Here is a 24,145-nt window from a genome sequence, read left to right on the forward strand (position 1 = left end):
TCGAGCACACAGACATGAACATTGATATATTTTTGAATAAGCTAAGTACAGCTCACCGAGCCTTCAATCAGGCACGTTCAATCTACGCACCTGAGGTTAGCCCAAATTTTCACTTACTGGGGCTTTTTCGACCAAATGAAATGACACTATCGCGCATCCTTGCGTGGATGATCACTCCATCAGAATCTCACAGCCAAGGCAGCATATTTCTATTCAAATTTCTCGATGAACTGAAAATCCCCCACAATAAAGGTAGTTCCGTACATGTTCGAGTAGAAGAGGCCGTGGCCGTCGGTCGGCTAGACATTTCATTACTACTAGAAGACGGTCGCAAGATCGTTATCGAGAACAAACCTTTTGCAAGTGACCAGCCCCGACAACTGGAGCGGTACCTCGCCCACACAGGAAAGCGGGGGCATGTCGTTTACCTGCCAGGAAACCGACGTGAGGCTTCACAAGGCAGTATCAAGGAAACTCATCGATTAGAGCGTCTGACTGATAGACGACTTATCGAAAGCAGTTGGATCGACCTGATCCCCTTTTTCAAGGCATGTCGCGACGCCTGCCACTCTCCTCGAGTAAGAGCCTTTATCGACGAGATACCCCGTTACATCCGCGCTGAATTTGAAGGAATCTCTGATTTGACCGAGACAGACAATATTATTGACCAAATGATGGCCTCAGCCGAAAGTATTGAAAGCTCGTTCCTTGTAGGCAATGCTCTAAGCACCATGAAGCGAAGGCTGATTACGAAACTTAATACTGAAATCCGCAGTAAACTTCCATCTGACTGGTCATCCGAAGGGGAGCTAAGCACAACATCCGGAAGTGCAATTTTTATTAACTATCCCAATCTACGGCTTCGGTTTTACTTGGGATTCGAGCGCCAAAACTGTGGTTCATTTAGCTATGGCCTTCAATGGTCACCCAATACAAAAAAACCAAGCGAATCTAGCGTAGCGAAAATCATGGAAAATATCAGTTTGGAAGTCAGAAACGAGGCTGACCCCTCACAAGATTACCCGCTTTGGAGTTGGGGAACCGAGGCTGACATGATTGGATTGCCAATGGATTGGAGTAGCACAGCTCAGCCGTGGCAGAAGATCGCAAACGGAACCGCAAGCGACAAAATTGTCAAGACCGCGAAGGCGTACTCAGATGTCGCCATTAGTTTTGATCATCTCGTTAAATAATGGAGCAAGGACTCTGAAATACGCCCAATAAAGAAATCAGACGTTTCTGATATCGGCAAACCCGCACGATCCCTCAACTACATTACCCAAAAACAAAAAGGCCGCAGCTTTCGCCACGGCCTTTCGTTTGTTCAGCGTGTGCTGAAGAAGATTATTCGGCGTCGCCTTCAGCGGCCTTCTTCTTGGCCGGAGCCTTCTTCTTCGGAGCGGCTTCTTCGCCTTCAGCAGCGTCGTCAGCCTTGGCAGCAGCCTTTTTCTTGGCCGGAGCCTTCTTCTTGGTTTCGGTCGCTTCTTCAGCGTCGTCAGCCAGCAGCTCTTCCTTGGAAACGGTCTTGTCCGTTACCGAGATTTCGCCGAGCAGCTTGTCGATGACCTTTTCTTCGAAGATCGGAGCGCGCAGCGAAGCGGAAGCGCCAGGCGTGTTGCGGAAGAAATCGAGGATTTCCTTCTGCTGGCCAGGGAACTGCTGAAGCTGCTGGAACAGGGCGCGCTGCATTTCTTCTTCGGTCACTTCGACGCCGGCCTTTTCGCCGATTTCGGAGAGAACGAGGCCGAGGCGAACGCGGCGTTCAGCCAGCTTGCGGTATTCTTCGCGAGCTTCTTCTTCGGTGGTGTCTTCGTCAGCAAAAGTCTTGCCGGACTGTGCGAGATCGGTGTTGATCTGGCGCCAGATGTTGTCGAACTCGGCGTCTACGAGACCAGCCGGCGTGTCGAACTTGTACATTTCGTCGAGCTGGTCGAGGATCTGACGCTTGACCTTCTGGCGGGTGACGTTGCCGTACTGGCTTTCGATCTGACCCTTTACGATTTCCTTGAGCTTTTCAGCAGACTCGAGGCCAAGCTTGGAAGCAAGTTCGTCGTTGATTTCAACGGCGCCAGCAGCAGCAACTTCCTTGACGGTGATGTCGAAGGCAGCTTCCTTGCCAGCAAGGTTTGCAGCCGGGTAATCAGCCGGGAACGTTACGGTGATGGTCTTTTCGTCGCCAGCCTTGACGCCAACGAGCTGGTCTTCGAAGCCAGGAATGAAACGGCCCGAACCGAGAACCAGTTCTGCGTCTTCAGCAGCGCCACCGTCAAAAGCAACGCCGTCGACCTTGCCGAGGTAGTTCATGGTGACGCGGTCGCCTTCAGCGGCCTTGCCCTTCTTGGTTTCGTAGGTACGTGCGCTTTCAGCGATCTTGAGGATCTGCTCGTTGATTTCTTCTTCGGAGACTTCAACAACTTCGCGGGTAACCTTGATGCCGTCGTTGGCCTTCAGTTCAATCGCAGGAATGATTTCGTAAGCCAGCGTGAATTCGAAATCGGCTTCGCCTGCAATGATCTTGTCGGCTTCTTTTTCGTCTTCGGTCATGGCGATTGCCGGCTGCGTTGCAGACTTTTCACCACGGCTGGAGAGAATTTCAGTCGGCTTCTCGCGAACCAGTTCGTTGACGAGCTCGACCATGATCGACTTGCCGTACATCTTCTTCAGGTGGCCAACCGGTACCTTGCCCGGACGGAAACCGTTGATGCGAACCTTGTCCTTGGCGTCAACCAGGCGCTCATCCAGACGAGCCTTCATGTCGGCAGCCGGGATAACGACCTTGAGTTCGCGCTTCAGCCCTTCAGAGAGCGTTTCGATAACCTGCATTTTCTCAAACCTTCACAATCATGGCGGCGGTGCTCAGACAGCCGTTGGTTTACTTTCGAGCACTGCGCCGGAAACATGGATACCGGCCGTGACTTCAATTCTCATTGCACAAACAGCGCCGGACACCTGATATGTGCTTGGGTTCGGGAAATAATGAGCGGCATCTCGCGAACCGTCAGACCTCCCGCGCAGCAAAATGCGCCGGACCGGACCTGACGCCCCGCCCTGCTCGACCGAAACCGGATGTCCTGAAAGACATCACGCCGTTCCAGCCTGCATCTCGCCGACCCATGCCTATACCGGCATACTCTGGCGCAAGCGTGGCACCGCCAAGCTTTGCTTGTGGTGCGGGTAGAGAGACTCGAACTCCCACGCCGAAGCGTTGGTACCTAAAACCAATGCGTCTACCAATTCCGCCATACCCGCACGTTGGGCGGCGGTATGTCACAATGTTCAGGAAGGGTCAAGCGCGGGTTTCCGGCCTCATCCGTTTCCAACGAATTTTCCCGCCCGGACGAGCCGACTTAACGTCCAAAAGCCCGCAAATGATGGCTATCACCCCAAAAGGCCAACTACGCGAAGTTCGCAACACTATATATAAGGAGCGCGCTTAAACCAGGGAAATGGTGCATGACGCTCGCAACACGTCAGTGGCATCGCGGGAATCATGTCGCCTCGGACCCGCCCCCTTCCGAAAAACATACCGATTTTTAACCCTCTCCCGCGACGGGACCGTCAGGTGATTGGCTAGCAGCCGGCCCAAACCACCACGATCGGCTGAAAGCCTCAATTTTGGTCACAAATTGAGCACGGAAATGCCTGAAACGGCCGAATACGCCCACTGCCTTGCAAATGGTGCATAGGTGGCATCTTGCTTTGTCTGTTTTTGTTTCGATTAAAACGATTATATCTACGGCCATACAAGAGATCGAAGTTCAGCGCAGGCCACATCCTCCCAAGACGGGCCGCGGACTGGACACCACGAAAAGGAAGATGACCATGAACATTGCACGCTCGCTCACCAACTGGCGCAAGTACCGTCAGACCGTAACCGAACTCGGCCGCATGACCGACCGCGAACTGAACGACCTCGGCATTGGCCGCCAGGACATCCGTCGCGTCGCTCGCACCGCAGTCGGCATGTAATATAAAGTGTCGCCATAACTGGCGACGCGCAGAATTGACCTCCCAAAAAGGCCAGAGGCTTCCCGCCTCCGGCCTTTTCTGTTTTTTGGCGCATCACCTGCACGCGCATGATGCAAACGGCACCCACACCTTGCGCAATCGGCAGAGCTCAAGCCGCCCTAAGTCTTCATCCAGACAGCTTCCGCACCTGGGATTCCCGTCGCTTTTCGCTCTGAAACGCAGCAAAAGCGGGTTCAAGAACCCTACCCCGTGCCTGACCGCCTATGAAGCGGGCATTTTCGCTCAAAAAACGCGCATATGGCCCCTGCAGCCGCAAAATTAGCCGACACATTGCACAAATGCATGGCAGTCGCTTAAAATCTGCACTCCAAAACATGGCTGATTGCCTCTATATAAGCCTCAACAGCCGAGAGCGCAGAACAACTCCTGAGCCGGCCGCGAAATTCAGACAACACACCAACACAACTTAGATTGAGGAAAAGAACGATGAACCCGATTCGCATTGCAAAAAACTGGATCAGCTACCGCCGCACGATGAACGAACTCGGCAGCCTCTCCAACCAGGCTCTGAACGACATTGGCCTGACCCGTTACGACATCCGTAACGTTGCTTCCCGTTCGTTCCGCTAATCAGCGTCAAGGGTCATCCCGCTGCCCGACCTCCAGGGCGCGATGACTGAGCGACAGGTAAAAGAAACGGCGCCTCTGGCGCCGTTTTTGATTCTGGGGACAGACGCGGTTCCGGGTCATTTCTTCCGTTATGCGCTTCTTCGATACCGAGGCGTATCCCGCAATCAAAGACTTGATCGCACCAGTGTCAGGCGCAACGCCCGAATGAAGATCGCGCATGGAGTCACGCGCACCCTCACCGTTTTTTCTTCCGCCTCTTCCTCCTATAAGCGCCAGCCGAGACGCGCCGCGAAAACATTTGGCGGCAACGCGCTTGCATGCTACTGCATCGGCACGAAGACGCATCCCTGAGGATTGCGCGAAACACTCACTTTAAAAAACTGCCGCGTCATGGAGGCTCATGCTTCCCGGCGGCATATGGGTTGACGATGCAAGACAAGACTTATTCCCCCATTCACGTCGTTGGTGGCGGACTGGCCGGCTCGGAAGCCGCATGGCAGATCGCACAGAGCGGCGTCCCCGTCATTCTGCACGAGATGCGCGGTGTGCGCGGCACGGACGCGCACAAGGGCGATACGCTGGCTGAACTCGTCTGCTCGAACTCTTTCCGCTCCGACGACGCGACTGCAAATGCCGTTGGCGTCATTCACGCCGAAATGCGTCTTGCCGGCTCGCTGATCATGGCCTGCGCCGACAAACACCAGGTTCCGGCCGGTGGCGCGCTGGCCGTCGATCGCGACGGTTTTTCGCAGGCCGTGACGGACATGTTGGAAAGTCACCCTCTGGTGACGATCGTGCGCGAAGAGGTCAACGGCCTGCCGCCGCAGGAATGGGGCAACACCATCATTGCGACCGGCCCGCTGACATCGCCCGATCTCGCCGCCGCCATTCAGTCGCAAACCGGTGAAGATGCGCTTGCATTTTTCGATGCCATTGCGCCGATCGTTCACCGCGACAGCATCAACATGGACATCTGCTGGTACCAATCGCGCTACGACAAGGTCGGCCCAGGCGGCACCGGCAAGGACTACATCAACTGCCCGATGAATGAAGAGCAATACAATGCCTTCATCGACGCGCTGGTCGAAGGCGATACGGTCGGCTTCAAGGAATGGGAAGGCACACCCTACTTCGATGGCTGCCTGCCAATCGAGATCATGGCCGAGCGCGGCCGCGAAACCCTGCGTCACGGCCCGATGAAGCCGATGGGGCTGACGAACTCCCACAACCCCACCGTCAAGGCTTACGCTGTCGTACAGCTTCGTCAGGACAATGCGCTTGGCACGCTCTACAATATGGTCGGCTTCCAGACGAAGCTGAAATACGGTGCGCAGGCGGATATTTTCCGCATGATCCCCGGCCTTGAAAACGCGGAATTTGCGCGTCTCGGTGGCCTGCACCGCAACACCTATATCGACTCCCCGATTTTGCTCGATCCGTATCTCAGACTGAAATCGCGTCCGGACATCCGTTTTGCCGGCCAGATTACCGGTTGCGAGGGTTATGTCGAAAGCGCCTCGGTCGGCCTCCTGGCCGGTCGTTTCGCCGCTGCCGAGCAAAAGGGCGAGGAACTGAGCCCGCCGCCTGCGACCAGCGCGCTTGGCGCGCTTCTCAACCACATCACCGGCGGACACCTGTCCTCCACCGATGAGCCGGGCAAGCGCTCCTTCCAGCCGATGAACATCAATTTTGGCCTGTTTCCGGAACTCGCACCGGGCTCCATCGTCAAACCGGAAGGCGTCAAGCGCTTCCGTGGCAAGGACAAGACCATCATGAAGCGCCAGCTTATTGCCGCACGCGCCCTCAAGGATTGCGCCGGATGGCTGGGCGTTGAAACTGCCGCCGACGAACAGGAAAACGTCGCAGCGTCGTAAGTTTCACGACGGCACAATCCTTTAAAAACAGGCGGGGTGCGTTTCCCACGCACCCCGTTTTGATTCCACAAACGGTATTTTTACACCTCTGGCCCTTGTCGCTCCCGGCAGGCTCAGGCAAAAAACGTTTCAAATCACATAGGCAATCCCAAGGAGATCACCGATGGATGTTCGCGCCGCTGTTGCCATTCAGGCAGGCAAACCACTGGAAGTCATGACCGTTCAGCTCGAAGGACCGCGTGCGGGCGAAGTGCTGATCGAGGTCAAGGCCACGGGCATCTGCCACACCGACGACTTCACGCTGTCGGGCGCTGACCCGGAAGGCCTGTTCCCGGCCATTCTCGGCCATGAGGGTGCCGGTATCGTCGTCGATGTTGGCCCAGGCGTCACCTCGGTCAAGAAGGGCGACCACGTTATCCCGCTCTACACGCCGGAATGCCGCGAGTGCTATTCCTGCACCTCGCGCAAGACCAACCTCTGCACCTCCATCCGTTCGACGCAGGGCCAGGGCGTGATGCCTGACGGCACCAGCCGCTTCTCGATCGGCAAGGACAAGATCCATCACTACATGGGTTGCTCGACCTTCTCGAACTTCACGGTTCTGCCGGAGATCGCCCTTGCCAAGATCAACCCCGACGCTCCGTTCGACAAGGTTTGCTACATCGGCTGCGGTGTCACCACGGGTATCGGCGCCGTCATCAACACCGCAAAGGTGGAAATCGGCTCGACGGCCATCGTCTTCGGTCTCGGCGGCATTGGCCTCAACGTGCTGCAGGGCCTGCGTCTTGCCGGTGCCGACATGATCATCGGCGTCGACATCAACCCCGAGCGCAAGGCCTGGGGCGAAAAGTTCGGCATGACGCACTTCGTCAACCCCAAGGAAGTCGGCGACGACATCGTGCCCTACCTGGTCAACATGACCAAGCGTAACGGCGACCTGATCGGCGGCGCGGATTACACCTTCGATTGCACGGGTAACACCAAGGTCATGCGTCAGGCGCTGGAAGCCTCGCACCGTGGCTGGGGCAAGTCTGTCATCATCGGCGTTGCAGGCGCTGGCCAGGAAATCTCCACCCGTCCGTTCCAGCTCGTGACCGGGCGTAACTGGATGGGCACGGCCTTCGGTGGCGCGCGTGGCCGTACCGACGTTCCGAAGATCGTCGACTGGTACATGGAAGGCAAGATCCAGATCGATCCGATGATTACCCACACCATGCCGCTCGAAGACATCAACAAGGGCTTCGAACTGATGCACAAGGGTGAATCGATCCGCGGCGTCGTCGTCTACTGATCGTCACAATCCGACCCGAACTGGCAGGCGGCGCATCTTTCGCGCCTCCTGTCCAACCGATCATAAAAATGTGATCGCACAACTCGCCGCTCAACCTCGGCATTTAACGGCCCGGTAAAATTATCGTCATAAAGCGTTGAATACGCGGCACGGTTGAAACTGCTTTCGGCCCGGCGAGACGAAACCCCGGAGAACAGACGCTGAAGACCGTTCCCATCGACAAGGATAACATCGACGCAGCCCACGCGCTGCTGGTCAAAGGTTTTCCGGAAAAAACGGCCTCCTTCTGGCGCGAAGGCCTGACCCGCGTCAGCGCCCATCACGAGCGCCGCAATCTCGGCAGTATCGGCCAGCTTCTGATGAAGAAGGAAGAGGCAGTCGGCGTTCTCCTGACACTCAAAAGCCGCCTGCCCGGCAGCGACCGGCCGGTCGTCAATCTCTCGAGCTGGTATCTCGATCCATCCTGCCGCTGGTTTGCTCCACGTATGCTGCAACTGGCATCCGCATCGCCGGATGAAACCTACACCGATCTGACACCCTCGCCCGAGGCCGCTACGCTAAACGAGAGGCTGGGGTTTACAACGGCCACGGAAGTCACGCTGTTTTATCCGCTCCCCCTCAAGGCCCTTCGCCCATCAGAGGCTGCGATCGTTGACATGAGGACGGTACCGCAGGATACCTTTTCCCGCGATATCACGCAGATGCTGGAAGATCACCGCCGCCTTGGCTGCATTCTGGCTGCCCTTCGCGTTGACACCAGCTACCACCCACTGGTCTTTTTGAAGACAGCCACCAAGCGATTGCCCTCCGCTCGACTGATCTATTGCGACGACCGACATCTGGCCCAGAAGAACCTTGGCACCATTGCCCGTTTCCTTCTGAAACATGGGCGGCTTGCCATGACCATGCCATGCCCGCAAGAGGACAAGAACAGTGGCGGCTTTGCTTTGCACAAGACTGCGAAGACACAAGTAAAAGGCGAGTGGAATGCTCGCCTTGTTAACGAAACATATTCAGAATTGGTGTTATTACCACTCTAGGACGTAGTCGCGACGTGGCTTTTATCTCGATAAGAGGCAAAGATCGTTGCGGTCTCGAAATTGAGACAGACCATTTAAATCGCCTGCCGGTGTTGCGCAGACAAGAGTGAATCCCGACTTACATGAGGTAACGACGGGAAATCGGAGACTTGATATGCTTGCAGCGAAATTGAACGAGCGCGATGTTGCGGACACGATTTACGACTATCTCGCACAACGTTTTCCCGCATCTGCGCCCTTCAGCGCCGATACCCCGCTTCTCGAAGGTGGTGTGATCGATTCCCTCGGTTTCCTGGAACTCATGGTGTTTCTGGGCGAGACGTTTGGCATCCTGCTTGAGGATGAACACTTCACCCCTGACAACCTCGGCACGCCCGCAGAACTCATCGCTTTTGTCGTGCGGGAAAAGAGATGAAACCATCCTACCTCCTGCATCATCTGCTGGACGCGCAAGCGGACAATGACCGCCAGGCGCTTGCCCACAATGGAAAATCGCTGACGTACCGCGAATTTGCCCTGGCAACAGCGCGCTGTGCGACAGCGCTGCGGGAGAAAGGTTTGCAACGCGGCGACCGTGTGGTCGTCTTCTTGCCACGCGGCCTTGAGGAATGCTGGTCGATCTTCGGTATCAGCGCCGCCTCCGGCGTGTTCGTCCCGGTCAATGCGTTACTGAAGGCTCCGCAAATCCGCCATATCGTGCAGGATTGCGGCGCAAAACTCGTTATTGGCAGCACCGAGATGCGTGCGGAACTGGACGCCGCCCTGACAGGGCTTTCGGATGTCACGGTTCTTCTGGCTGAAGAGATCGACGCCCGTCAAGATCTCGGCACAAAACCCTCTGCCGCAATTGGCGAGGACCTTGCCGCAATCCTCTATACATCGGGCTCAACCGGTTCGCCCAAGGGCGTCATGCTTTCGCACCGGAACCTTCTGGCTGGTGCGCGCATCGTACGCACCTATCTGGAAATCACCGAAATAGATCGTATCCTTTCGATCCTGCCTTTCAGTTTCGACTATGGCCTGAACCAGCTGCTTACCGCGGTGGAACAGGGCGCGGTCACGGTGATCTCGACGTTCAGACTGGGCGACGATATCGTCAAGGCATTGCGTGACAACGAGATTACTGCACTTGCAGGCGTGCCGACCGTGTGGGCGATCCTGACGCGTGCCGCACCGCTTCTTGCCAAAACGCCGCTGCCGCATCTGCGTTACGTCACCAATTCCGGCGGGCGTGTTCCCTCCGAAACCGTCAAGGCGCTGCGGGACAAGCTGCCCGACACGAAAATCTTCCTGATGTACGGCCTGACCGAAGCATTCCGGTCCACTTACCTGCCACCGGAAGAAATCGACATCCGCCCGACCTCCATCGGCAAGGCCATCCCCGAATGCGAAATCTTTATTGTCACCGCAGAAGGACAACGTGCAAAACCCGGTGAACCCGGCATCCTCGTCCATCGCGGCCCGACGGTATCCATGGGATACTGGAACCGGCCGGAAGACACCGCCAAGGTGCTGCGCCCTCACCCCTTCATTCCCGCCACCCAGGGTGGCGAAACGGTGTGTTACTCCGGCGATCTGGCCATTGAAGACGAAGATGGCTTTTTCAGTTTCGTTGCCCGCAATGACGCGATGATAAAATCATCCGGTTATCGCATCAGCCCGACCGAGGTGGAAGAAAGCCTGATGTCGACAGGTCTGTTTCATCAGGTCGCGGTGATTGGCCTGCCAGACCCCTTCGCGGGGGAAAAGGTGCATGCTGTGGCAACAGCAGCCAACCAGAACATCGATGTTTCCGCGGCACTCAGAAAAGCTGCGGAAATGCTCGCCCCCTTCATGATCCCGCGCGCCATTGAACTGGTCGATCAGCTTCCGGTGACAGCAAACGGCAAGGTCGATTATCGCGCCTTGGTGCGCGAACGGACAGACAAATAGACGGTACGATGGCGCCCACGGACAAGACTGCAAACCACGGCCCGGACCTTGCTGCCGCTTGGTTCGAGGTGAAGGGAAACGATCTCTTTGCCGGTGGCGTGCCGATTGGCGACATCGTTGCCAGGACCGGAACACCCGCCTTCATCTACGACGCCGCTGTCATGCGCAGGACCTATGCTGATCTGCAGGCGGCGCTGAACGGGTTTGCCGACATCTATTATTCGGTCAAAGCCAACCCTCTGCCAGCCGTCATCGCGCTATTTCATGGTCAGGGTGCTGGTGCCGAGATCGCGTCGATCGGCGAGTACCACGCTGCACTGAAGGCTGGCGTCCCGCCTCAACACATCATCTTTGCCGGTCCCGGCAAACGTGAAAGCGAGTTGCGTGCCGTGATCGATGGCGGCATCGGCGAGATACACGTCGAGAGCGCTGAAGAAATCGCCCGCCTCAAGGCCATCGGCAAGCCGATCAAGGTTTCGATCCGCATCAACCCGGTGCCGGATGCGCAGGCCGGTGCCATGCGTATGGGCGGCAAGGCGACCGCTTTCGGTTTCGATGAGGAAGAACTCGAAACCATTCTGCCGCTCTTCAACACAGCGCCGAATGTCGATCTCGTCGGCATCCACGTTTATGGCGGCACGCAGATTCTCGATGCGGACGCACTTGTCTCCCAATGGAGACATGCTGTCACGCTCGGCGGCCGCGTGGCGGCCATGCTCGGAAAACCGCTTGAAACAATTGATCTCGGCGGCGGACTGGGCATCCCCTATTTCACCGGTGAAACGCCGCTTGACCTCAGCGTCGTCGCGTCTGCGATTGCCGATCTCAAAGCCATGCTTGCCGGCGATCCGAACCTTGCGGCGACGCGGGTGATTGTCGAACCCGGCCGTTATCTGGTTGGACCGGCAGGCATTTATGTCTGCGAAGTCAATTCGGTGAAAGTCTCGCGCGGTACGACATTCCTTGTCACCGATGGTGGCATGCATCACCATTTGGCGGCATCGGGCAATCTCGGCCAGATCGTCAAGCGCAATTATCCGATCGTGGCTCCAGCCAGGATGCGCGAGACATGCGATAAAACCGCAACTGTCGTCGGCCCGCTCTGCACCCCGCTCGACACCCTCGCCCGCAACGCCGCCCTGCCAAAACTGAAGGCTGGCGACCTTGTCGCTTTCCTGCAATCGGGCGCCTATGGCGCCAGCGCAAGCCCTGCTGGCTTCCTCAGCCACCCCCATGCGACGGAAGTTCTGGTAGACAATGGCGCGTTTGACGTGATCGAGCGTTAGTCGACACAAGCTTATCGCCCCTGCAACAATCTGTCCCCGACGGCAAAACGGGATTTCAGCAGGCATTCCGCATACTCCGCCTCTGCCTCTGAATCGAAGACAATGCCACCGCCGACATTGAAGGTGGCGTTGCCGTCATCGAACAGCGTCATGGTGCGGATTGCCACGGAGAACCGCATCTCTCCACTTGGAGACATGACGCCAATCGCGCCGCAATAGACATCTCGGGGTGTCTGCTCCAGATCATGCAGGATCTTCATGGCCCACATTTTCGGTGCGCCGGTGACCGAGCCACAGGGAAACAGCGCCGAGAAAATATCTTCGACCGTCATGTCTGGCAGGAGTTTTGCCCGCACATGGCTGACCATCTGGTGCACGGTGGGATAGGTCTCGATTTCGAACAGCTTCGGAACATCCAGACTGCCGACTTCGGTAATCCGGGAAATGTCGTTGCGCAGCAGATCGACGATCATGCGGTTTTCGGCCAGCGTCTTTTCGTCCTCAAGCATCGCCGCGATGATCGCCCTGTCTTCCGCCTCAGATGCTCCGCGCGGGGTCGTGCCCTTCATCGGGTGCGTTTCGATCCATCCCTCTCCATCGACCGAGAAGAACAGTTCAGGCGAACGGGACAGGACGACGGGGCCGCCGAGATCGACTAGGGCACCGTATTTGACCGGTTGCCGTTCGATCAACGACCAGAAGGCGGTCAGGGGATCGCCGGACCAGCGTGCATGTACCGGCATTGTCAGATTGCCCTGATAACAATCGCCTTTGCGCAGATGCATGTGCAGACGGTCGAACCGCTCGCGATATTCGGAAAGCGTCCAGGCCGGGCGTGGATCGGAAAGCAAGGCGTCCGCCGCCGGTAGGTTCACCGGACGGTCGAATCGGCTATCGTTTTCGTGTGGCCCGGAAAACACCCCAAACAGCAGAAGCGGCACCTTGCGATCCGTCTGGGCAAAAGGCGCAAGTTTGGGCTCAAATAGGTAGCCGGCTTCATAAGATATGTAACCGGCAGTATATTTTCCGCTCTTTCTGAGCGTTTCCATGCGCTTCAGCGCCGCAAAAAACGCCTCTGGCTCGTCCGCAAAAATGATCTCTTCCGGTTCGGTGAACGCCGTCACCGTACCGGTGGAATCATCCCGAAAAAGAACATAAGGCGCGTTTGCCAAGCCAGGGCGTCCGAACTGCAGCGATGGAGCGAAGGGTCAGACCGGATCGATGTCGCCTCTCGCCCACATTTCTATGGTTTCTGCATAGAAATCGGCAAAGCGGCCTTCTTCGATCGACTTGCGAATACCCTGCATCAGCTCCTGATAATAGGCAAGATTGTGCCAGGAGAGCAGCATGCCGCCCAGCGCTTCGTTGGCGCGCACCAGATGGTGCAGGTAAGCGCGGGAATAGTCGCGCGAGGCCGGGCAATTGGACTGCTCGTCCAGCGGGCGCATGTCTTCGGCATGGCGGGCATTGCGGATGTTGACCTTGCCGCGACGGGTAAATGCCAGACCGTGACGACCCGACCGGGTCGGCATCACGCAGTCGAACATGTCGATGCCGCGTGCCACCGATTTCAGAATATCATCAGGTGTGCCGACCCCCATCAGGTAACGCGGCTTTTCGGTCGGCAGGACCGGCAGCGTGATATCGAGCATGCCAAGCATCACGTCCTGCGGCTCGCCAACGGCGAGACCGCCCACGGCATAACCCTTGAGGTGAAGCTGCTTCAGACCTTCAGCGGAGCGAATACGCAGATCCGGCTGGTCGCCACCCTGCACGATGCCGAACATCGCCTTGCCCGGCTGCTCACCGAAGGCAACGCGGCAGCGTTCGGCCCAGCGCAGCGACATTTCCATGGCGCGTTCGATTTCCTTGCGCTCGGCCGGCAGCGCAATGCATTCGTCGAGCTGCATCTGGATATCGGAATCCAGCAGGCCCTGAATTTCAATGGAACGTTCCGGCGACATGTGGTGCAGCGAACCATCGACGTGGCTCTTGAAGGTCACGCCCTTCTCGTCGAGCTTGCGCAGACCGGACAGCGACATGACCTGGAAACCGCCGGAATCGGTCAGGATCGGATGCGGCCAGCGGATCAGCTCATGCAGACCGCCAAGCCGCGCCACGCGCTCCGGGCCGGGACGCAACATCAGGTGATAGGTATTGCCGAGAATGATGTCGGCGCCAAGCTCGCGCACCTGATCCAGATACATGGCCTTGACGGTACCGACAGTACCGACCGGCATGAAGGCCGGCGTGCGGATGACGCCACGCGGCATCGCGACTTCGCCGAGGCGGGCGCCGCCACTGGTTGCTTTCAGGGTGAAGGTAAAGTTCTCGTGCATCAGTTTTTCCGGAACAGCAGGCTGGAATCGCCATAGGAATAGAAACGGTAGCCGGTTTCGATGGCATGGGCATAGGCCGCCCGCATCGTTTCCAACCCGCTAAAGGCCGAAACCAGCATGAACAGCGTGGATTTCGGCAGGTGAAAATTCGTCATCAGGATATCGACCGCCCTGAAGCGATAACCCGGCGTGATGAAGATGCCGGTTGCGGCAGACCACGGCTTGATCTGACCGTCTTCGCCCGCCGCACTTTCGATCAGGCGAAGCGAGGTCGTGCCGACACAGATGATGCGCCCGCCCCTCGCCTTCACGGCATTGAGCTTGTCGGCCGTCTCCTGCGAGACGTAACCGATCTCCAGATGCATCTTGTGATCGTCGGTGTCGTCAGCCTTGACCGGCAGGAACGTGCCCGCACCAACGTGCAGCGTCACGAAATGCCGTTCGATGCCGGCCTTGTCGAGCGCCTCGAACAATGCAGGCGTAAAATGAAGACCGGCGGTCGGCGCGGCAACCGCGCCTTTTTCACGGGCATAGATGGTCTGGTAATCGGTCTGGTCCTGCGCATCTTCGGGTCGTTTGGCGGCGATGTAAGGCGGCAGCGGAATATGGCCGACGGAGGCAATCGCTTCATCGAGTACCGGGCCCGATACATCGAACAACAGGGTGATTTCACCCTCGTCGCCCTTTTCCTCAACAGTCGCCTCAAGGAAGGCCAGACCGCAGGCATTGTCGCGCTCATAACCGAAGCGGATGCGATCACCCTGCTTGATGCGCTTGCCCGGGCGGGCAAACGCCTTCCAGCGGCTGGCATCGGCACGCATGTGCAGCGTTGCGGAAACCGGTGTTTCCTGCGCGCCCTCGCGCAGCCGCACACCTTCAAGCTGGGCGGGAATGACGCGTGTGTCATTGAACACCAGCGCATCGCCGGGCTTCAGAAATGACGGCAGATCGAACACATTGTGATCCGTCATGCGGTCCGTATTCGGATCAACCACGAGCAGGCGCGCACTGTCGCGCGGATTGGCCGGGCGAAGGGCAATGTTTTCCTCGGGAAGATCAAAATCGAAAAGGTCTACGCGCATGATGGTGCTCTTGAAGTTCAAAAACCTGTCCGGCGGTCGCCGCCGATGCATCTCGCCAACGTCGGAACCGATTGTCCGAAAGCGCGATGCCAGGATTTAACAAGTGAGAGCGCCGTGCATCCCAGCGGATGCACGGCGCTCTAAGCGGTCAAACGTCTATATCCTGAGCTCAGGCTGCGGATGCAAGACGGATGGAAACGATGGAGTCGGGATCTTTCACCGGCTCGCCGCGCTTTACCTTGTCGATGGATTCCATGCCTTCAATGACCTGGCCCCAGACGGTGTACTGCTTGTTCAGCCAGGGAGCGTCGGTGAAGCAGATGAAGAACTGCGAGTTTGCAGAGTTCGGGCTCTGCGAACGGGCCATCGAGCAGGTGCCGCGAACGTGCGGAACTGCGGAGAACTCAGCCTTCAGGTCCGGCTTGTCGGAGCCGCCCATGCCGGCACGCGCCGGGTTGAAGCTCTCGGAACCCTTCTTGCCGAACTTGACGTCGCCGGTCTGGGCCATGAAGTCTTCGATGACGCGGTGGAACACGACGCCGTCATAGGCACCTTCGGAAACCAGTTCCTTGATGCGGGCAACGTGACCCGGAGCAACGTCCGGAAGCAACTGGATGACGACCTTGCCAGCCGTCGTTTCCACGATGAGGGTGTTTTCCGGATCTTTGATCTCGGCCATGATATCTCTCCTTACTTATTTCCGACGGTGACTTTGATCATCCGGTCGGGGTTGGAAACTTCGCCATTGCCGCCTTGACCACGCTTGATCTTATCGACGGCTTCCATGCCGGATACGACCTTGCCGACGACGGTGTACTGACCGTTGAGGAAAGCGCCTTCGGCAAACATGATGAAGAATTGCGAATTGGCGGAATTCGGGTCCTGCGAACGGGCCATGCCGACGGTTCCGCGCTCAAACGGAACCTTGGAAAACTCGGCCTTGATATCCGGCAGATCGGAGCCGCCGGTGCCGGCGCGCTGGGCACTAAAGCCCTTTTCCATATTGCCGAACTGCACGTCGCCGGTCTGCGCCATGAAACCGTCGATGACGCGGTGGAAGGCAACGTTGTCGTAAGCGCCCTTCTTTGCCAGCGCCTCGATCTGCGCCACATGCTTCGGCGCAACATCAGGCATCAGCTCGATAACAACCGGGCCGTCCTTGAGCTGAATGGTCAGCGTTTCGGCAGCGGAGGCGAGCGTGCTGGCGGTGAGTGCGCCGACAAACATGGCGCCTGCAAAGGCAAACTTCAGCAGTTTCATTGAATTGGCTCCCAGATATGACACTGAAACTAACGTTTCAGCTTGCTGTTAAGGGCTTCGAGCACGGCTTTCGGAACGAAGGCTTCCACATTGCCGCCCATCGCGGCGATCTGGCGGACCAATGTGGCCGTAATGGGTCGCGACGACGAACCGGCAGGCAGGAATACGGTCTGAATGTCCGGCGCCATCTGGCGGTTCATGCCGGCCATCTGCATTTCGTAATCGAGGTCGGTGCCATCGCGCAGGCCGCGCAGCAAAAGCCGCGCACCATGCTGGCGGGCAGCATCGACGACAAGATTGTCAAAGGAGACGACGTCCATCCGGGCCGCCTCGTTGGGAAGGCTTTCGGCAAGCGCCTGCTTGATCAATGCGGCACGCTCGTCGAACGAGAACATCGGCGCCTTGCCAGGGTGAACACCGACGGCAACGATCACCTTCGATGCAACGTTCAACGCCTGGATCAATACATCCAGATGTCCGTTGGTCATCGGATCGAACGATCCGGGATAAAAGGCAATCGTCATATCGCTCTCGATACTTCGCCGGGACTGGCGCCGATACACGGCATTGTTGAGCCGCCTTTTGTCACGGCAAGCGGCGCGGCGCAAGACATTTGCCGTTTTCGCCCACCCCATCAGCGCCCTGAACGGCATATGAATGGCGTGTTCAGGAGCGTTTCAGAGCCATTCATTTAAATCAGCAGCATCGGGAAACCGAAAGGCACTTTCGCTCGTTGAGCACCTGGAGAAACAAACATGCTGGCTTTCATGATCGTTCTATCGATCGTCACGTCATTCGCAGCCGAGTACCTTTTTCTCGATTGACGTAAGGAGCCGGTTTTCTGAACGCCAGATGAACAAGCCATTCAAGGAAGTTTCAGAGGCGCGATGCTAATCGATTTTTATGATTGACGCGGAACATGCATGGACATGGCGCGTTCGGATCAAATGAACAAGGAATGGACAGATGTTTGTAAAAGAAAAACAGTCTACCTCGGCGAAAATCAGCGTCATCAGCACCGCCTGGACAATGCTGGTCATCGCGATGGTGGCAACAACGTTTAGCCTTTATGAACAGAAGGCCGAACATCAGGGCCCGGAATATCCGCAACTCACCGCCCGCTATCAGTACATGAACTACTACTGATAATTGAGGCTCAATCCCCCGTCTAAGAAAACGGAGACATGCCATGACCACAGTACTGACAGCGCTTCTTGCCCTCATCAGCCTTATGTTCGTGGCTTCCATGGTCTCTGCTGTCGCAGAAATGCGGCGTGAAGGCGAGGATTTGAAAGAAGCCATGAAGCGCAACCGGGTCTTCTGACGAGGACCTGAGCGCGACAGCAACGTGATTCTTATTCGACCGTCCGGATTTCCGGGCGGTTTTGTTTTGTCATCGCCAGCACGGCCGGCCAACCCTGCCTCCGAATGCGAATACCTCTTCCTGCCTCCTGATTTCGGCCCCAGGTCGATGCTTGCCTGCATACCGAAAAACCTATTCATGTCAATGGCTTGGTGAATTCGGGTTTATATTCGACAGCGAAATAACGACGCTGGAAGCGCTCACAAGCAGCAAGAAACGATGCGACGGCTGCGCCGGCAGCCGCCTTTTGCCGGGAGAACGACAGTGCTTGCCGGGTGAGATCACAGAACCGTTTTTGCCAAACCCCGTTTTTCCAAGGGAAATTCCCTTCAATTTCCGTTTGGATTGTTTTAAGGAACCCCGATACGGTGCAGCCGGCTATGAACGCCGCTGCGGCCATGCCCGGTGTTTTCGCGTCGCTTTGACCAGCACGCTTGGCGCCTGAGTGGCAAACGATGTTCTTTTGAGGTTTGCATAACGATGCTCGATTCCCTGAGAAATGCTTCTCGAACCATGGCAGCAAAGCTGCTGCTTCTCCTGCTTGTTGTTTCTTTCGGCATCTGGGGTGTCTCCGCATCGCTTGTCACGTCGAATTCCCACGCGGTGGTGACCGTTGGCGACCAGACGGTTGGCCCGGAGGAATTCCGTCTCGCTTACCAGCGGCAGATTTCCGACCTGAGCCGCCAGTTCGGCACACGCCTGACGACCGAACAGGCCAAGGCATTCGGCATTGACCGTCAGGTCTTCAGCCAGCTGGCCGCAGGCGCGGCGCTGGACGAACTGGCCTCGAAGATGAATCTCGGCCTTTCCGAAGACCGGCTTGCCAACCTCATCGCCGAAGACCCCGCATTCAAGTCGGTCAACGGCCAGTTTGACCGCAATCTGTTCAGCGAGCGTCTGCGCAACTCCGGTTTCCGCGAGGATGATTACATCAAGGAGCGCAGCAAGGTTGCCGTTCGCAGCCAGATCGTCGAAGCCGTGTCCGATGGCTTCAAGGCGCCGCAGGTCCTGGTCGACGCGCTCAAGCAATATCGCCACGAACAGCGTTCGGTGGATTATGTGATCCTCTCCAACGCCGTCATTCCTCCGGTCAAGGCACCGGGCGACGACGTGCTGACGCCGTGGTTCGAAACCAACAAGTCGAAATATCGCGCTCCGGAATTCCGCAAGTTCACCTATGTGAAGCTTGAGCCGTCGGATATTGCCGATCCGACCGCGATCACCGACGCCCAGATCACCGAATATTACGATAGCCACAAGGACAGCTTCCGCACCGCCGGTCGCCGTACCGTCGAGCAGCTCACCTTCCCGAACAAGGAAATGGCCGAAGCTGCCGCAGAGCAGATCCGCCTTGGCAACACCACCTATGACCAGGTCGTCAAGGATCAGGGCAAAACGGCGTCTGACGTGATGCTCGGCGAATTCACCCGCGACACCGTTCCTGATCCGGCGCTGGCCGATGCGGTCTTTGCCGTTCAGAAGGATGGCGGCGTAACGCGGGTCGTCGAAGGTGCATTCGGTCCGGTCGTTCTGCGCGTTACCGGCATCACGCCGGAAACGACCAAGACGCTGGATGAATCGAAAGAGGAAATCCGCAAGGATCTCGCAACCGCTGCTGCGGCTGAAGAAATCACCAACGTTCATGACCGTTACGAAGACCTGCGCGCAGGCGGCTCCTCGCTTGCCGACGCAGCCAAGGAACTGAACCTCAAGCCCGTCACCATCGCTGCCGCCGATGCCTCCGGTCTCGACGAAAAGGGCGACACTATTCAGGGTCTGCCCTCCCCACAGCTCGTTTCTGACGTGTTCAAGACCGAACCCGGCACGGAAGCGCTGCCGATCAACCTTGGTCGCGAAGGCTACATCTGGTTCGACGTCGATGAAATCATCGCAGCCCGCGACCGCACGCTGGCCGAAGTCCGTGACGATGTCGTCGCCGACTGGACGGCAGAACAGCAGCGCATGGCACTTGCCGCCAAGGCGGACGAGCTGAAGGCACGCGTCGAAAAGGGCGAAACGCTGGAAACCATTGCTGGCGAACTCGGCCTTGCCGTCGAGCAGAAGTCGGGCCTGCGCCGCAACGGCGAGGACGCGATCTTCGGTCAGCAGACGATCGCCGCTGTATTCTCCGGTGGCGACGGCATGGTCGGCGCAGCCGCGGATGCCGATGGCTCCAGCCGCATTCTCTTCAAGGTCACATCCGTCGACGCCAATGCACCCGCAGATGCGCTGACCAACGATGACCAGCAGTTGACAGCCATCGCCTCGGCAGCCGGCGACGACATGCTCGACCAGATGGTCAACCGTCTGCAGAACGATTATGGTGTCACCATCAATCAGCCCCTCGCCGATCAGGCGATGGTCGGCTTCTAAGCGGGAGGCTTGAACACATGGCCGAACTGAAGCCGCTGATTGCCAAGGTCGCCAACGGGGAAAGCCTCAACCGCGAAGAATCGCGAGCGGCTTTCGACATCCTGATGTCCGGTGAGGCCACCCCGTCGCAGATCGGCGCATTTCTGATGGCGCTGCGCGTTCGCGGTGAAACGGTCGACGAAATCGTCGGCGCCGTTTCATCGATGCGGGCGCGCATGTTGCCGGTCAAGGCGCCTGCGGACGCCATCGATATCGTCGGCACGGGCGGCGACGGCATCGGCACCTACAACATCTCGACTCTGGCTTCGATCATTGTTGCCGGTACGGGCGTACCGGTGGCAAAGCACGGCAACCGGGCGCTCAGCTCAAAATCCGGTACGGCCGATGCGCTTTCCGCGCTTGGCGTGAAGCTCGATATCGGCCCTGACATGATTGCACGCTGCATTGCCGAAGCCGGTCTCGGCTTCATGTTTGCGCAGCTGCACCACTCGGCCATGCGCCATGTCGGTCCGACCCGCGTCGAGCTTGGCACACGCACGGTGTTCAACCTGCTCGGCCCGCTGTCCAACCCGGCAGGCGCAAAACGCCAGCTGCTCGGCGTCTTCTCGCCCCGTTGGCTGGTGCCGCTGGCCGAAGTGCTGCGTGACCTCGGTTCGGAAAGCATCTGGGTTGTCCATGGCGATGGAATGGATGAAGTGACCACCACAGGTGTCACCCATGTTGCAGCACTGGAAAACGGCAAGATCCGCACCTTTGATCTGACGCCGAAGGACTTCGGTGTCGACGTAGCGAAAATGGACGACCTGAAGGGCGGCGACGGCATTGCCAACGCGGCTGCCCTGCGCGAAGTTCTCTCCGGCAAGCGCAACGCCTATCGCGACGTTTCGCTCTGCAACGCTGCCGCATCGCTGGTGATCGCCGGCAAGGCGGAAACGCTTGGCGATGCCATGAAGATCGCATCCGCTGCACTCGATGACGGCAAGGCTGCCGCCGCACTCGACCGCCTGGTCGCCGTTTCCAACGAGGAATGAGAGCCGCACCATGAGCGACATTCTGAAGAAGATCGAAGCTTACAAGCTGGAAGAAATCGCCGCTGCCAAGGCAAAGGTGCCGCTTGCGGAACTGAAGGCGATGGCCGCAGACCAGACCGCACCGCGCGGTTTTTACAAGGCGTTGCGGGCAAAGCAGGCGGAAGGCAAGTTCGGGCTGATTGCCGAGATCAAGAAGGCAAGCCCGTCCAAGGGCCTGATCCGTCCGGACTTCAATCCGCCGGCGCTCGCCGCAGCCTATGAAGCTGGTGGCGCTGCCTGTCTCTCCGTCCTGACCGATACGCCAAGCTTTCAGGGTGCACCGGAATTCCTGACCGCGGCACGCAATGCCTGCGCGTTGCCGGCACTGCGCAAGGACTTCATGTTCGACACCTACCAGGTGCATGAAGCCCGCGCCTGGGGCGCCGACTGCATTCTGCTGATCATGGCCTCACTGTCGGACGATGACGCGAAACGCCTTGAAGACGAAGCGCTCGCGCTCGGCATGGATGTGCTGGTGGAAGTGCACGACGCCGAGGAGACCGAACGGGCACTGAAGCTGTCCTCGCCGATGCTTGGCATCAACAACCGCAATCTGCGCACCTTCGAGGTCAGCCTCGAAACCAGCGAGAAGCTGGCCGGTCTCGTGCCCGCCGACAAGCTTTTGGTGGGTGAAAGCGGCATCTTCACCTTCGAGGATTGCAAGCGTCTCGAAAAGAGCGGCATCAGCACCTTCCTGGTTGGCGAAAGCCTGATGCGCAAGGACGACGTGACGGCGGCAACCGTGGCGTTGCTAACAGGCAAGACCGGCGTTCTGGCCGCAGAATGAGCGGCGACGGCAAGCTGACCCATATCGATGCGTCCGGCGAGGCGCATATGGTCGACGTTGGCGACAAGGCCGAAACGGTCCGTGTCGCCATCGCCGAAGGTTTCGTAAAAATGAAGCCGGAAACACTTGCCCTGATCCGCGAAGGCAACGCCAAGAAAGGTGATGTCATTGGTACGGCAAGGCTGGCCGGCATCATGGCTGCCAAACAGACCGCCAGTCTCATCCCGTTGTGCCACCCGCTGATGTTGACCAAGGTGGCGGTAGACATCACCGAAGACAGCGCCCTGCCCGGCCTGCGCGTCGAGGCGATGGCGAAGCTGACGGGAAAAACCGGCGTAGAGATGGAGGCGCTGACTGCCGTCTCCGTCGCCTGCCTGACGATCTACGACATGGCGAAAGCCGCCGACAAGGCGATGGAAATCATCAACATTCGCCTCGTTGAAAAAAGCGGCGGAAAATCCGGCGATTTCCGGCGCGAGGAACCCTGATGAAACCGCTGCTGCCCGTTGACGATGCCAAGGCCCGCCTTCTGGATGCGGCGTCTCCCGTTACGGAAAGCGAGTTGCTGCCGCTGTCGGCGTGCGACGGTCGGGTTCTGGCTGCCGATCTGCCTGCCCTTCTCACCCAGCCACCTTTCGATGCGTCGGCCATGGACGGTTATGCGCTCAGCGCCGCTGATGCCCCGGCCATCGGCTCCGTTCTGACCGTCATTGGCCAGGCTGCCGCCGGACATGCATTTGAGGGAACGCTCGGCCATGGCGAAGCCGTACGCATCTTCACCGGCGCGCCCGTGCCGAAAGGTGCAGACGCCATTCTCATTCAGGAAGACGCCGACCGTCTCGACGAGAACAGGATTCGAACGACGTTCGAAGTCAGGGTCGGACAACATATTCGCCAGCGCGGGCAGGATTTTGCCGAAGGTGAAACCGTTCTTGCAGCCGGGCGTCAGCTCGATTTCACCGCACTGACGGTTGCGGCGGCGATGAACCACGCGAAACTTGCCGTCTACCGCAAGCCGCTGATCGCCATCCTCGCCACCGGCGACGAACTGTTACCGCCCGGAAGCAGCCCGAACCCGGCTCAGATCATTGCCTCAAACACATTCGGTGTCTCGGCCCTTGCCAAAAATGCAGGCGCGGACGTTCTCGATCTCGGCATCATTCCTGACGACGATGCCTTGATCCGTGCGGCAATCAGCAAGGCAATCGCCGCAAAGGCGGATGTTCTCGTGACACTTGGCGGCGCATCTGTCGGCGACCATGATCTTGTGCAGGCCGCCTTGAAGGCCGAAGGCATGCAGCTCGATTTCTGGCGCATTGCCATGCGGCCCGGAAAGCCGTTGATGGTGGGGGCGATCGGCGACATGCAGGTTCTCGGCCTGCCGGGAAATCCCGTGGCAAGCCTTGTCTGCAGCCTGCTGTTCCTGGAGCCGCTGGTTCGCAAGATCGCCCGTCTTGCCCCCATGCCGCGAATGGGCGTCTCGACGACCGCAACCGCGCTCAAGGCAAACGATCACCGTCAGGACTATGTTCGCGCCCGGCTGATCGTCGATGATGGACAGGAAACAGTTGCCGAAGCCTATACCAAGCAGGATTCGTCGATGATGAAGATCCTCGCCCATTCCGACTGCCTGATCGTTCGTCCACCCAATGCGCCTGAGCTTGCGACAGGTTCGCAATGCCCGATCATTCGCTTCCGGGCCCAGAACGTCTGAAACATTCCGACGATGTCACCTGCCTGCGGCAGTAACGCCGGTGAAATTTCCCAATAATATCGTTTAAAATATCATCGGCGCAAAGAACACTCTGTTGTATGCGGCCGTTCCGGTGTAAGTGGGCGCTCCCACCGC

At 58.2% G+C, this 24,145-nt stretch carries 23 protein-coding genes and 1 tRNA gene; 15 read left to right on the top strand and 9 right to left on the bottom strand.

Translation table 11 applies throughout. The features are described 5' to 3' along the window. The first annotated feature begins 14 nt into the window (after window positions 1-14). The gene (locus FY156_08350; GenBank protein ID UXS01486.1) at window positions 15-1,193 is read left to right on the top strand and encodes a PD-(D/E)XK nuclease family protein; all 1,179 of its coding nucleotides are present in this window, start codon (window positions 15-17) and stop codon (window positions 1,191-1,193) included. A gap of 151 nt (window positions 1,194-1,344) precedes the next feature. Here the strand turns inward: FY156_08350 and FY156_08355 are convergent, their stop codons facing one another. Both FY156_08355 and FY156_08360 read right to left on the bottom strand, forming a co-directional pair. Continuing rightward, window positions 1,345-2,823: a trigger factor gene (locus FY156_08355; GenBank protein ID UXS01487.1), complete on the bottom strand. Its 1,479-nt coding sequence runs from the start codon at window positions 2,821-2,823 to the stop codon at window positions 1,345-1,347. Window positions 2,824-3,166: 343 nt separating this feature from the next. Next, a tRNA-Leu gene (locus FY156_08360) sits at window positions 3,167-3,249 on the bottom strand. 573 nt (window positions 3,250-3,822) lie between these two features. On the opposite strand from FY156_08360, the gene FY156_08365 reads away from it, so the two are divergent. The 8 genes from FY156_08365 to FY156_08400 all read left to right on the top strand — a co-directional run bounded on the left by FY156_08365 (window position 3,823) and on the right by FY156_08400 (window position 12,022). Continuing rightward, on the top strand, window positions 3,823-3,969 hold the full coding sequence (locus tag FY156_08365; protein ID UXS01488.1) for a DUF1127 domain-containing protein: 147 nt from the start codon (window positions 3,823-3,825) through the stop codon (window positions 3,967-3,969). A gap of 486 nt (window positions 3,970-4,455) precedes the next feature. Next, window positions 4,456-4,599, top strand: a complete 144-nt coding sequence (locus tag FY156_08370; protein ID UXS01489.1) for a DUF1127 domain-containing protein — start codon at window positions 4,456-4,458, stop codon at window positions 4,597-4,599. A 428-nt stretch (window positions 4,600-5,027) separates the two neighbouring features. Then, window positions 5,028-6,473 (top strand): methylenetetrahydrofolate--tRNA-(uracil(54)-C(5))-methyltransferase (FADH(2)-oxidizing) TrmFO, encoded by a 1,446-nt coding sequence (locus FY156_08375; protein ID UXS01490.1) that lies wholly within the window; start codon window positions 5,028-5,030, stop codon window positions 6,471-6,473. Between the two features lie 163 nt (window positions 6,474-6,636). Next, window positions 6,637-7,764, top strand: a complete 1,128-nt coding sequence (locus FY156_08380) for an S-(hydroxymethyl)glutathione dehydrogenase/class III alcohol dehydrogenase (protein UXS01491.1) — start codon at window positions 6,637-6,639, stop codon at window positions 7,762-7,764. A 299-nt stretch (window positions 7,765-8,063) separates the two neighbouring features. Next, complete coding sequence (locus FY156_08385) at window positions 8,064-8,804, top strand: hypothetical protein (protein ID UXS03083.1); 741 nt, start codon at window positions 8,064-8,066, stop codon at window positions 8,802-8,804. Between the two features lie 154 nt (window positions 8,805-8,958). After that, window positions 8,959-9,219: an acyl carrier protein gene (locus FY156_08390; GenBank protein UXS01492.1), complete on the top strand. Its 261-nt coding sequence runs from the start codon at window positions 8,959-8,961 to the stop codon at window positions 9,217-9,219. Next, window positions 9,216-10,736 (top strand): AMP-binding protein, encoded by a 1,521-nt coding sequence (locus FY156_08395; protein ID UXS01493.1) that lies wholly within the window; start codon window positions 9,216-9,218, stop codon window positions 10,734-10,736. Before FY156_08390 ends, FY156_08395 begins: the two co-directional genes overlap by 4 nt. Window positions 10,737-10,744: 8 nt before the next feature. Then, the gene (locus FY156_08400) at window positions 10,745-12,022 is read left to right on the top strand and encodes a type III PLP-dependent enzyme (GenBank protein UXS01494.1); all 1,278 of its coding nucleotides are present in this window, start codon (window positions 10,745-10,747) and stop codon (window positions 12,020-12,022) included. A gap of 11 nt (window positions 12,023-12,033) precedes the next feature. Here FY156_08400 and FY156_08405 read toward each other — a convergent pair whose 3' ends face one another. From FY156_08405 to coaD, 6 genes are all read right to left on the bottom strand, one after another. Then, window positions 12,034-13,194 carry an aminodeoxychorismate synthase component I gene (locus FY156_08405; GenBank protein ID UXS01495.1) on the bottom strand — a complete coding sequence of 387 codons (1,161 nt, stop codon included), beginning with the start codon at window positions 13,192-13,194 and terminating at the stop codon, window positions 12,034-12,036. Between the two features lie 36 nt (window positions 13,195-13,230). Beyond that, window positions 13,231-14,361, bottom strand: a complete 1,131-nt coding sequence (gene tgt, locus FY156_08410) for a tRNA guanosine(34) transglycosylase Tgt (protein UXS01496.1) — start codon at window positions 14,359-14,361, stop codon at window positions 13,231-13,233. Continuing rightward, window positions 14,361-15,443 carry a tRNA preQ1(34) S-adenosylmethionine ribosyltransferase-isomerase QueA gene (gene queA / locus FY156_08415; GenBank protein UXS01497.1) on the bottom strand — a complete coding sequence of 361 codons (1,083 nt, stop codon included), beginning with the start codon at window positions 15,441-15,443 and terminating at the stop codon, window positions 14,361-14,363. The genes tgt and queA overlap by 1 nt, the downstream gene beginning before the upstream one ends. Window positions 15,444-15,612: 169 nt before the next feature. Next, complete coding sequence (locus tag FY156_08420; protein ID UXS01498.1) at window positions 15,613-16,122, bottom strand: peptidylprolyl isomerase; 510 nt, start codon at window positions 16,120-16,122, stop codon at window positions 15,613-15,615. Window positions 16,123-16,133: 11 nt separating this feature from the next. Beyond that, entirely contained in the window at window positions 16,134-16,703 is a 570-nt protein-coding gene (locus tag FY156_08425; GenBank protein ID UXS01499.1) for a peptidylprolyl isomerase, read from the bottom strand. A gap of 29 nt (window positions 16,704-16,732) precedes the next feature. Beyond that, window positions 16,733-17,227 (bottom strand): pantetheine-phosphate adenylyltransferase, encoded by a 495-nt coding sequence (gene coaD, locus FY156_08430; protein ID UXS01500.1) that lies wholly within the window; start codon window positions 17,225-17,227, stop codon window positions 16,733-16,735. 442 nt (window positions 17,228-17,669) lie between these two features. Between coaD and FY156_08435 the strand changes: the two genes are divergently transcribed. Further along, on the top strand, window positions 17,670-17,849 hold the full coding sequence (locus FY156_08435) for a hypothetical protein (protein ID UXS01501.1): 180 nt from the start codon (window positions 17,670-17,672) through the stop codon (window positions 17,847-17,849). Between the two features lie 353 nt (window positions 17,850-18,202). Here FY156_08435 and FY156_08440 read toward each other — a convergent pair whose 3' ends face one another. Continuing rightward, on the bottom strand, window positions 18,203-18,589 hold the full coding sequence (locus FY156_08440; GenBank protein ID UXR99979.1) for a hypothetical protein: 387 nt from the start codon (window positions 18,587-18,589) through the stop codon (window positions 18,203-18,205). On the opposite strand from FY156_08440, the gene FY156_08445 reads away from it, so the two are divergent. Genes FY156_08445 through FY156_08465 form a run of 5 tightly spaced genes read left to right on the top strand, consistent with a single transcriptional unit; the run spans window position 18,547 to window position 24,010 of the window. Continuing rightward, on the top strand, window positions 18,547-20,439 hold the full coding sequence (locus FY156_08445) for a peptidylprolyl isomerase (GenBank protein ID UXS01502.1): 1,893 nt from the start codon (window positions 18,547-18,549) through the stop codon (window positions 20,437-20,439). The two genes, FY156_08440 and FY156_08445, sit on opposite strands and share 43 nt — an antisense overlap. Window positions 20,440-20,456: 17 nt before the next feature. Next, window positions 20,457-21,470, top strand: a complete 1,014-nt coding sequence (trpD, locus tag FY156_08450) for an anthranilate phosphoribosyltransferase (protein ID UXS01503.1) — start codon at window positions 20,457-20,459, stop codon at window positions 21,468-21,470. Window positions 21,471-21,480: 10 nt separating this feature from the next. Then, complete coding sequence (gene trpC / locus FY156_08455) at window positions 21,481-22,296, top strand: indole-3-glycerol phosphate synthase TrpC (GenBank protein ID UXS01504.1); 816 nt, start codon at window positions 21,481-21,483, stop codon at window positions 22,294-22,296. After that, entirely contained in the window at window positions 22,293-22,784 is a 492-nt protein-coding gene (moaC, locus tag FY156_08460; GenBank protein ID UXS01505.1) for a cyclic pyranopterin monophosphate synthase MoaC, read from the top strand. The genes trpC and moaC overlap by 4 nt, the downstream gene beginning before the upstream one ends. Further along, entirely contained in the window at window positions 22,784-24,010 is a 1,227-nt protein-coding gene (locus FY156_08465; GenBank protein UXS01506.1) for a molybdopterin molybdotransferase MoeA, read from the top strand. Before moaC ends, FY156_08465 begins: the two co-directional genes overlap by 1 nt. Window positions 24,011-24,145 lie beyond the last annotated feature (135 nt).

Origin of the sequence: Agrobacterium tumefaciens (genome assembly GCA_025559845.1) — a bacterium.
In the GTDB taxonomy this organism is placed as follows: Bacteria; Pseudomonadota; Alphaproteobacteria; order Rhizobiales; family Rhizobiaceae; genus Agrobacterium.

Bases quoted from the DNA above. Each gene is read 5' to 3' on its own strand.
- FY156_08350 (UXS01486.1), top strand. From the start codon at position 15: ATGAACATTGATATATTTTTGAATAAGCTAAGTACAGCTCACCGAGCC.
- FY156_08355 (UXS01487.1), bottom strand. From the start codon at position 2,823: ATGCAGGTTATCGAAACGCTCTCTGAAGGGCTGAAGCGCGAACTCAAG.
- FY156_08365 (UXS01488.1), top strand. From the start codon at position 3,823: ATGAACATTGCACGCTCGCTCACCAACTGGCGCAAGTACCGTCAGACC.
- FY156_08370 (UXS01489.1), top strand. From the start codon at position 4,456: ATGAACCCGATTCGCATTGCAAAAAACTGGATCAGCTACCGCCGCACG.
- FY156_08375 (UXS01490.1), top strand. From the start codon at position 5,028: ATGCAAGACAAGACTTATTCCCCCATTCACGTCGTTGGTGGCGGACTG.
- FY156_08380 (UXS01491.1), top strand. From the start codon at position 6,637: ATGGATGTTCGCGCCGCTGTTGCCATTCAGGCAGGCAAACCACTGGAA.
- FY156_08390 (UXS01492.1), top strand. From the start codon at position 8,959: ATGCTTGCAGCGAAATTGAACGAGCGCGATGTTGCGGACACGATTTAC.
- FY156_08395 (UXS01493.1), top strand. From the start codon at position 9,216: ATGAAACCATCCTACCTCCTGCATCATCTGCTGGACGCGCAAGCGGAC.
- FY156_08400 (UXS01494.1), top strand. From the start codon at position 10,745: ATGGCGCCCACGGACAAGACTGCAAACCACGGCCCGGACCTTGCTGCC.
- tgt (UXS01496.1), bottom strand. From the start codon at position 14,361: ATGCACGAGAACTTTACCTTCACCCTGAAAGCAACCAGTGGCGGCGCC.
- queA (UXS01497.1), bottom strand. From the start codon at position 15,443: ATGCGCGTAGACCTTTTCGATTTTGATCTTCCCGAGGAAAACATTGCC.
- FY156_08420 (UXS01498.1), bottom strand. From the start codon at position 16,122: ATGGCCGAGATCAAAGATCCGGAAAACACCCTCATCGTGGAAACGACG.
- FY156_08425 (UXS01499.1), bottom strand. From the start codon at position 16,703: ATGAAACTGCTGAAGTTTGCCTTTGCAGGCGCCATGTTTGTCGGCGCA.
- coaD (UXS01500.1), bottom strand. From the start codon at position 17,227: ATGACGATTGCCTTTTATCCCGGATCGTTCGATCCGATGACCAACGGA.
- FY156_08435 (UXS01501.1), top strand. From the start codon at position 17,670: ATGTTTGTAAAAGAAAAACAGTCTACCTCGGCGAAAATCAGCGTCATC.
- FY156_08445 (UXS01502.1), top strand. From the start codon at position 18,547: ATGCTCGATTCCCTGAGAAATGCTTCTCGAACCATGGCAGCAAAGCTG.
- trpD (UXS01503.1), top strand. From the start codon at position 20,457: ATGGCCGAACTGAAGCCGCTGATTGCCAAGGTCGCCAACGGGGAAAGC.
- trpC (UXS01504.1), top strand. From the start codon at position 21,481: ATGAGCGACATTCTGAAGAAGATCGAAGCTTACAAGCTGGAAGAAATC.
- moaC (UXS01505.1), top strand. From the start codon at position 22,293: ATGAGCGGCGACGGCAAGCTGACCCATATCGATGCGTCCGGCGAGGCG.
- FY156_08465 (UXS01506.1), top strand. From the start codon at position 22,784: ATGAAACCGCTGCTGCCCGTTGACGATGCCAAGGCCCGCCTTCTGGAT.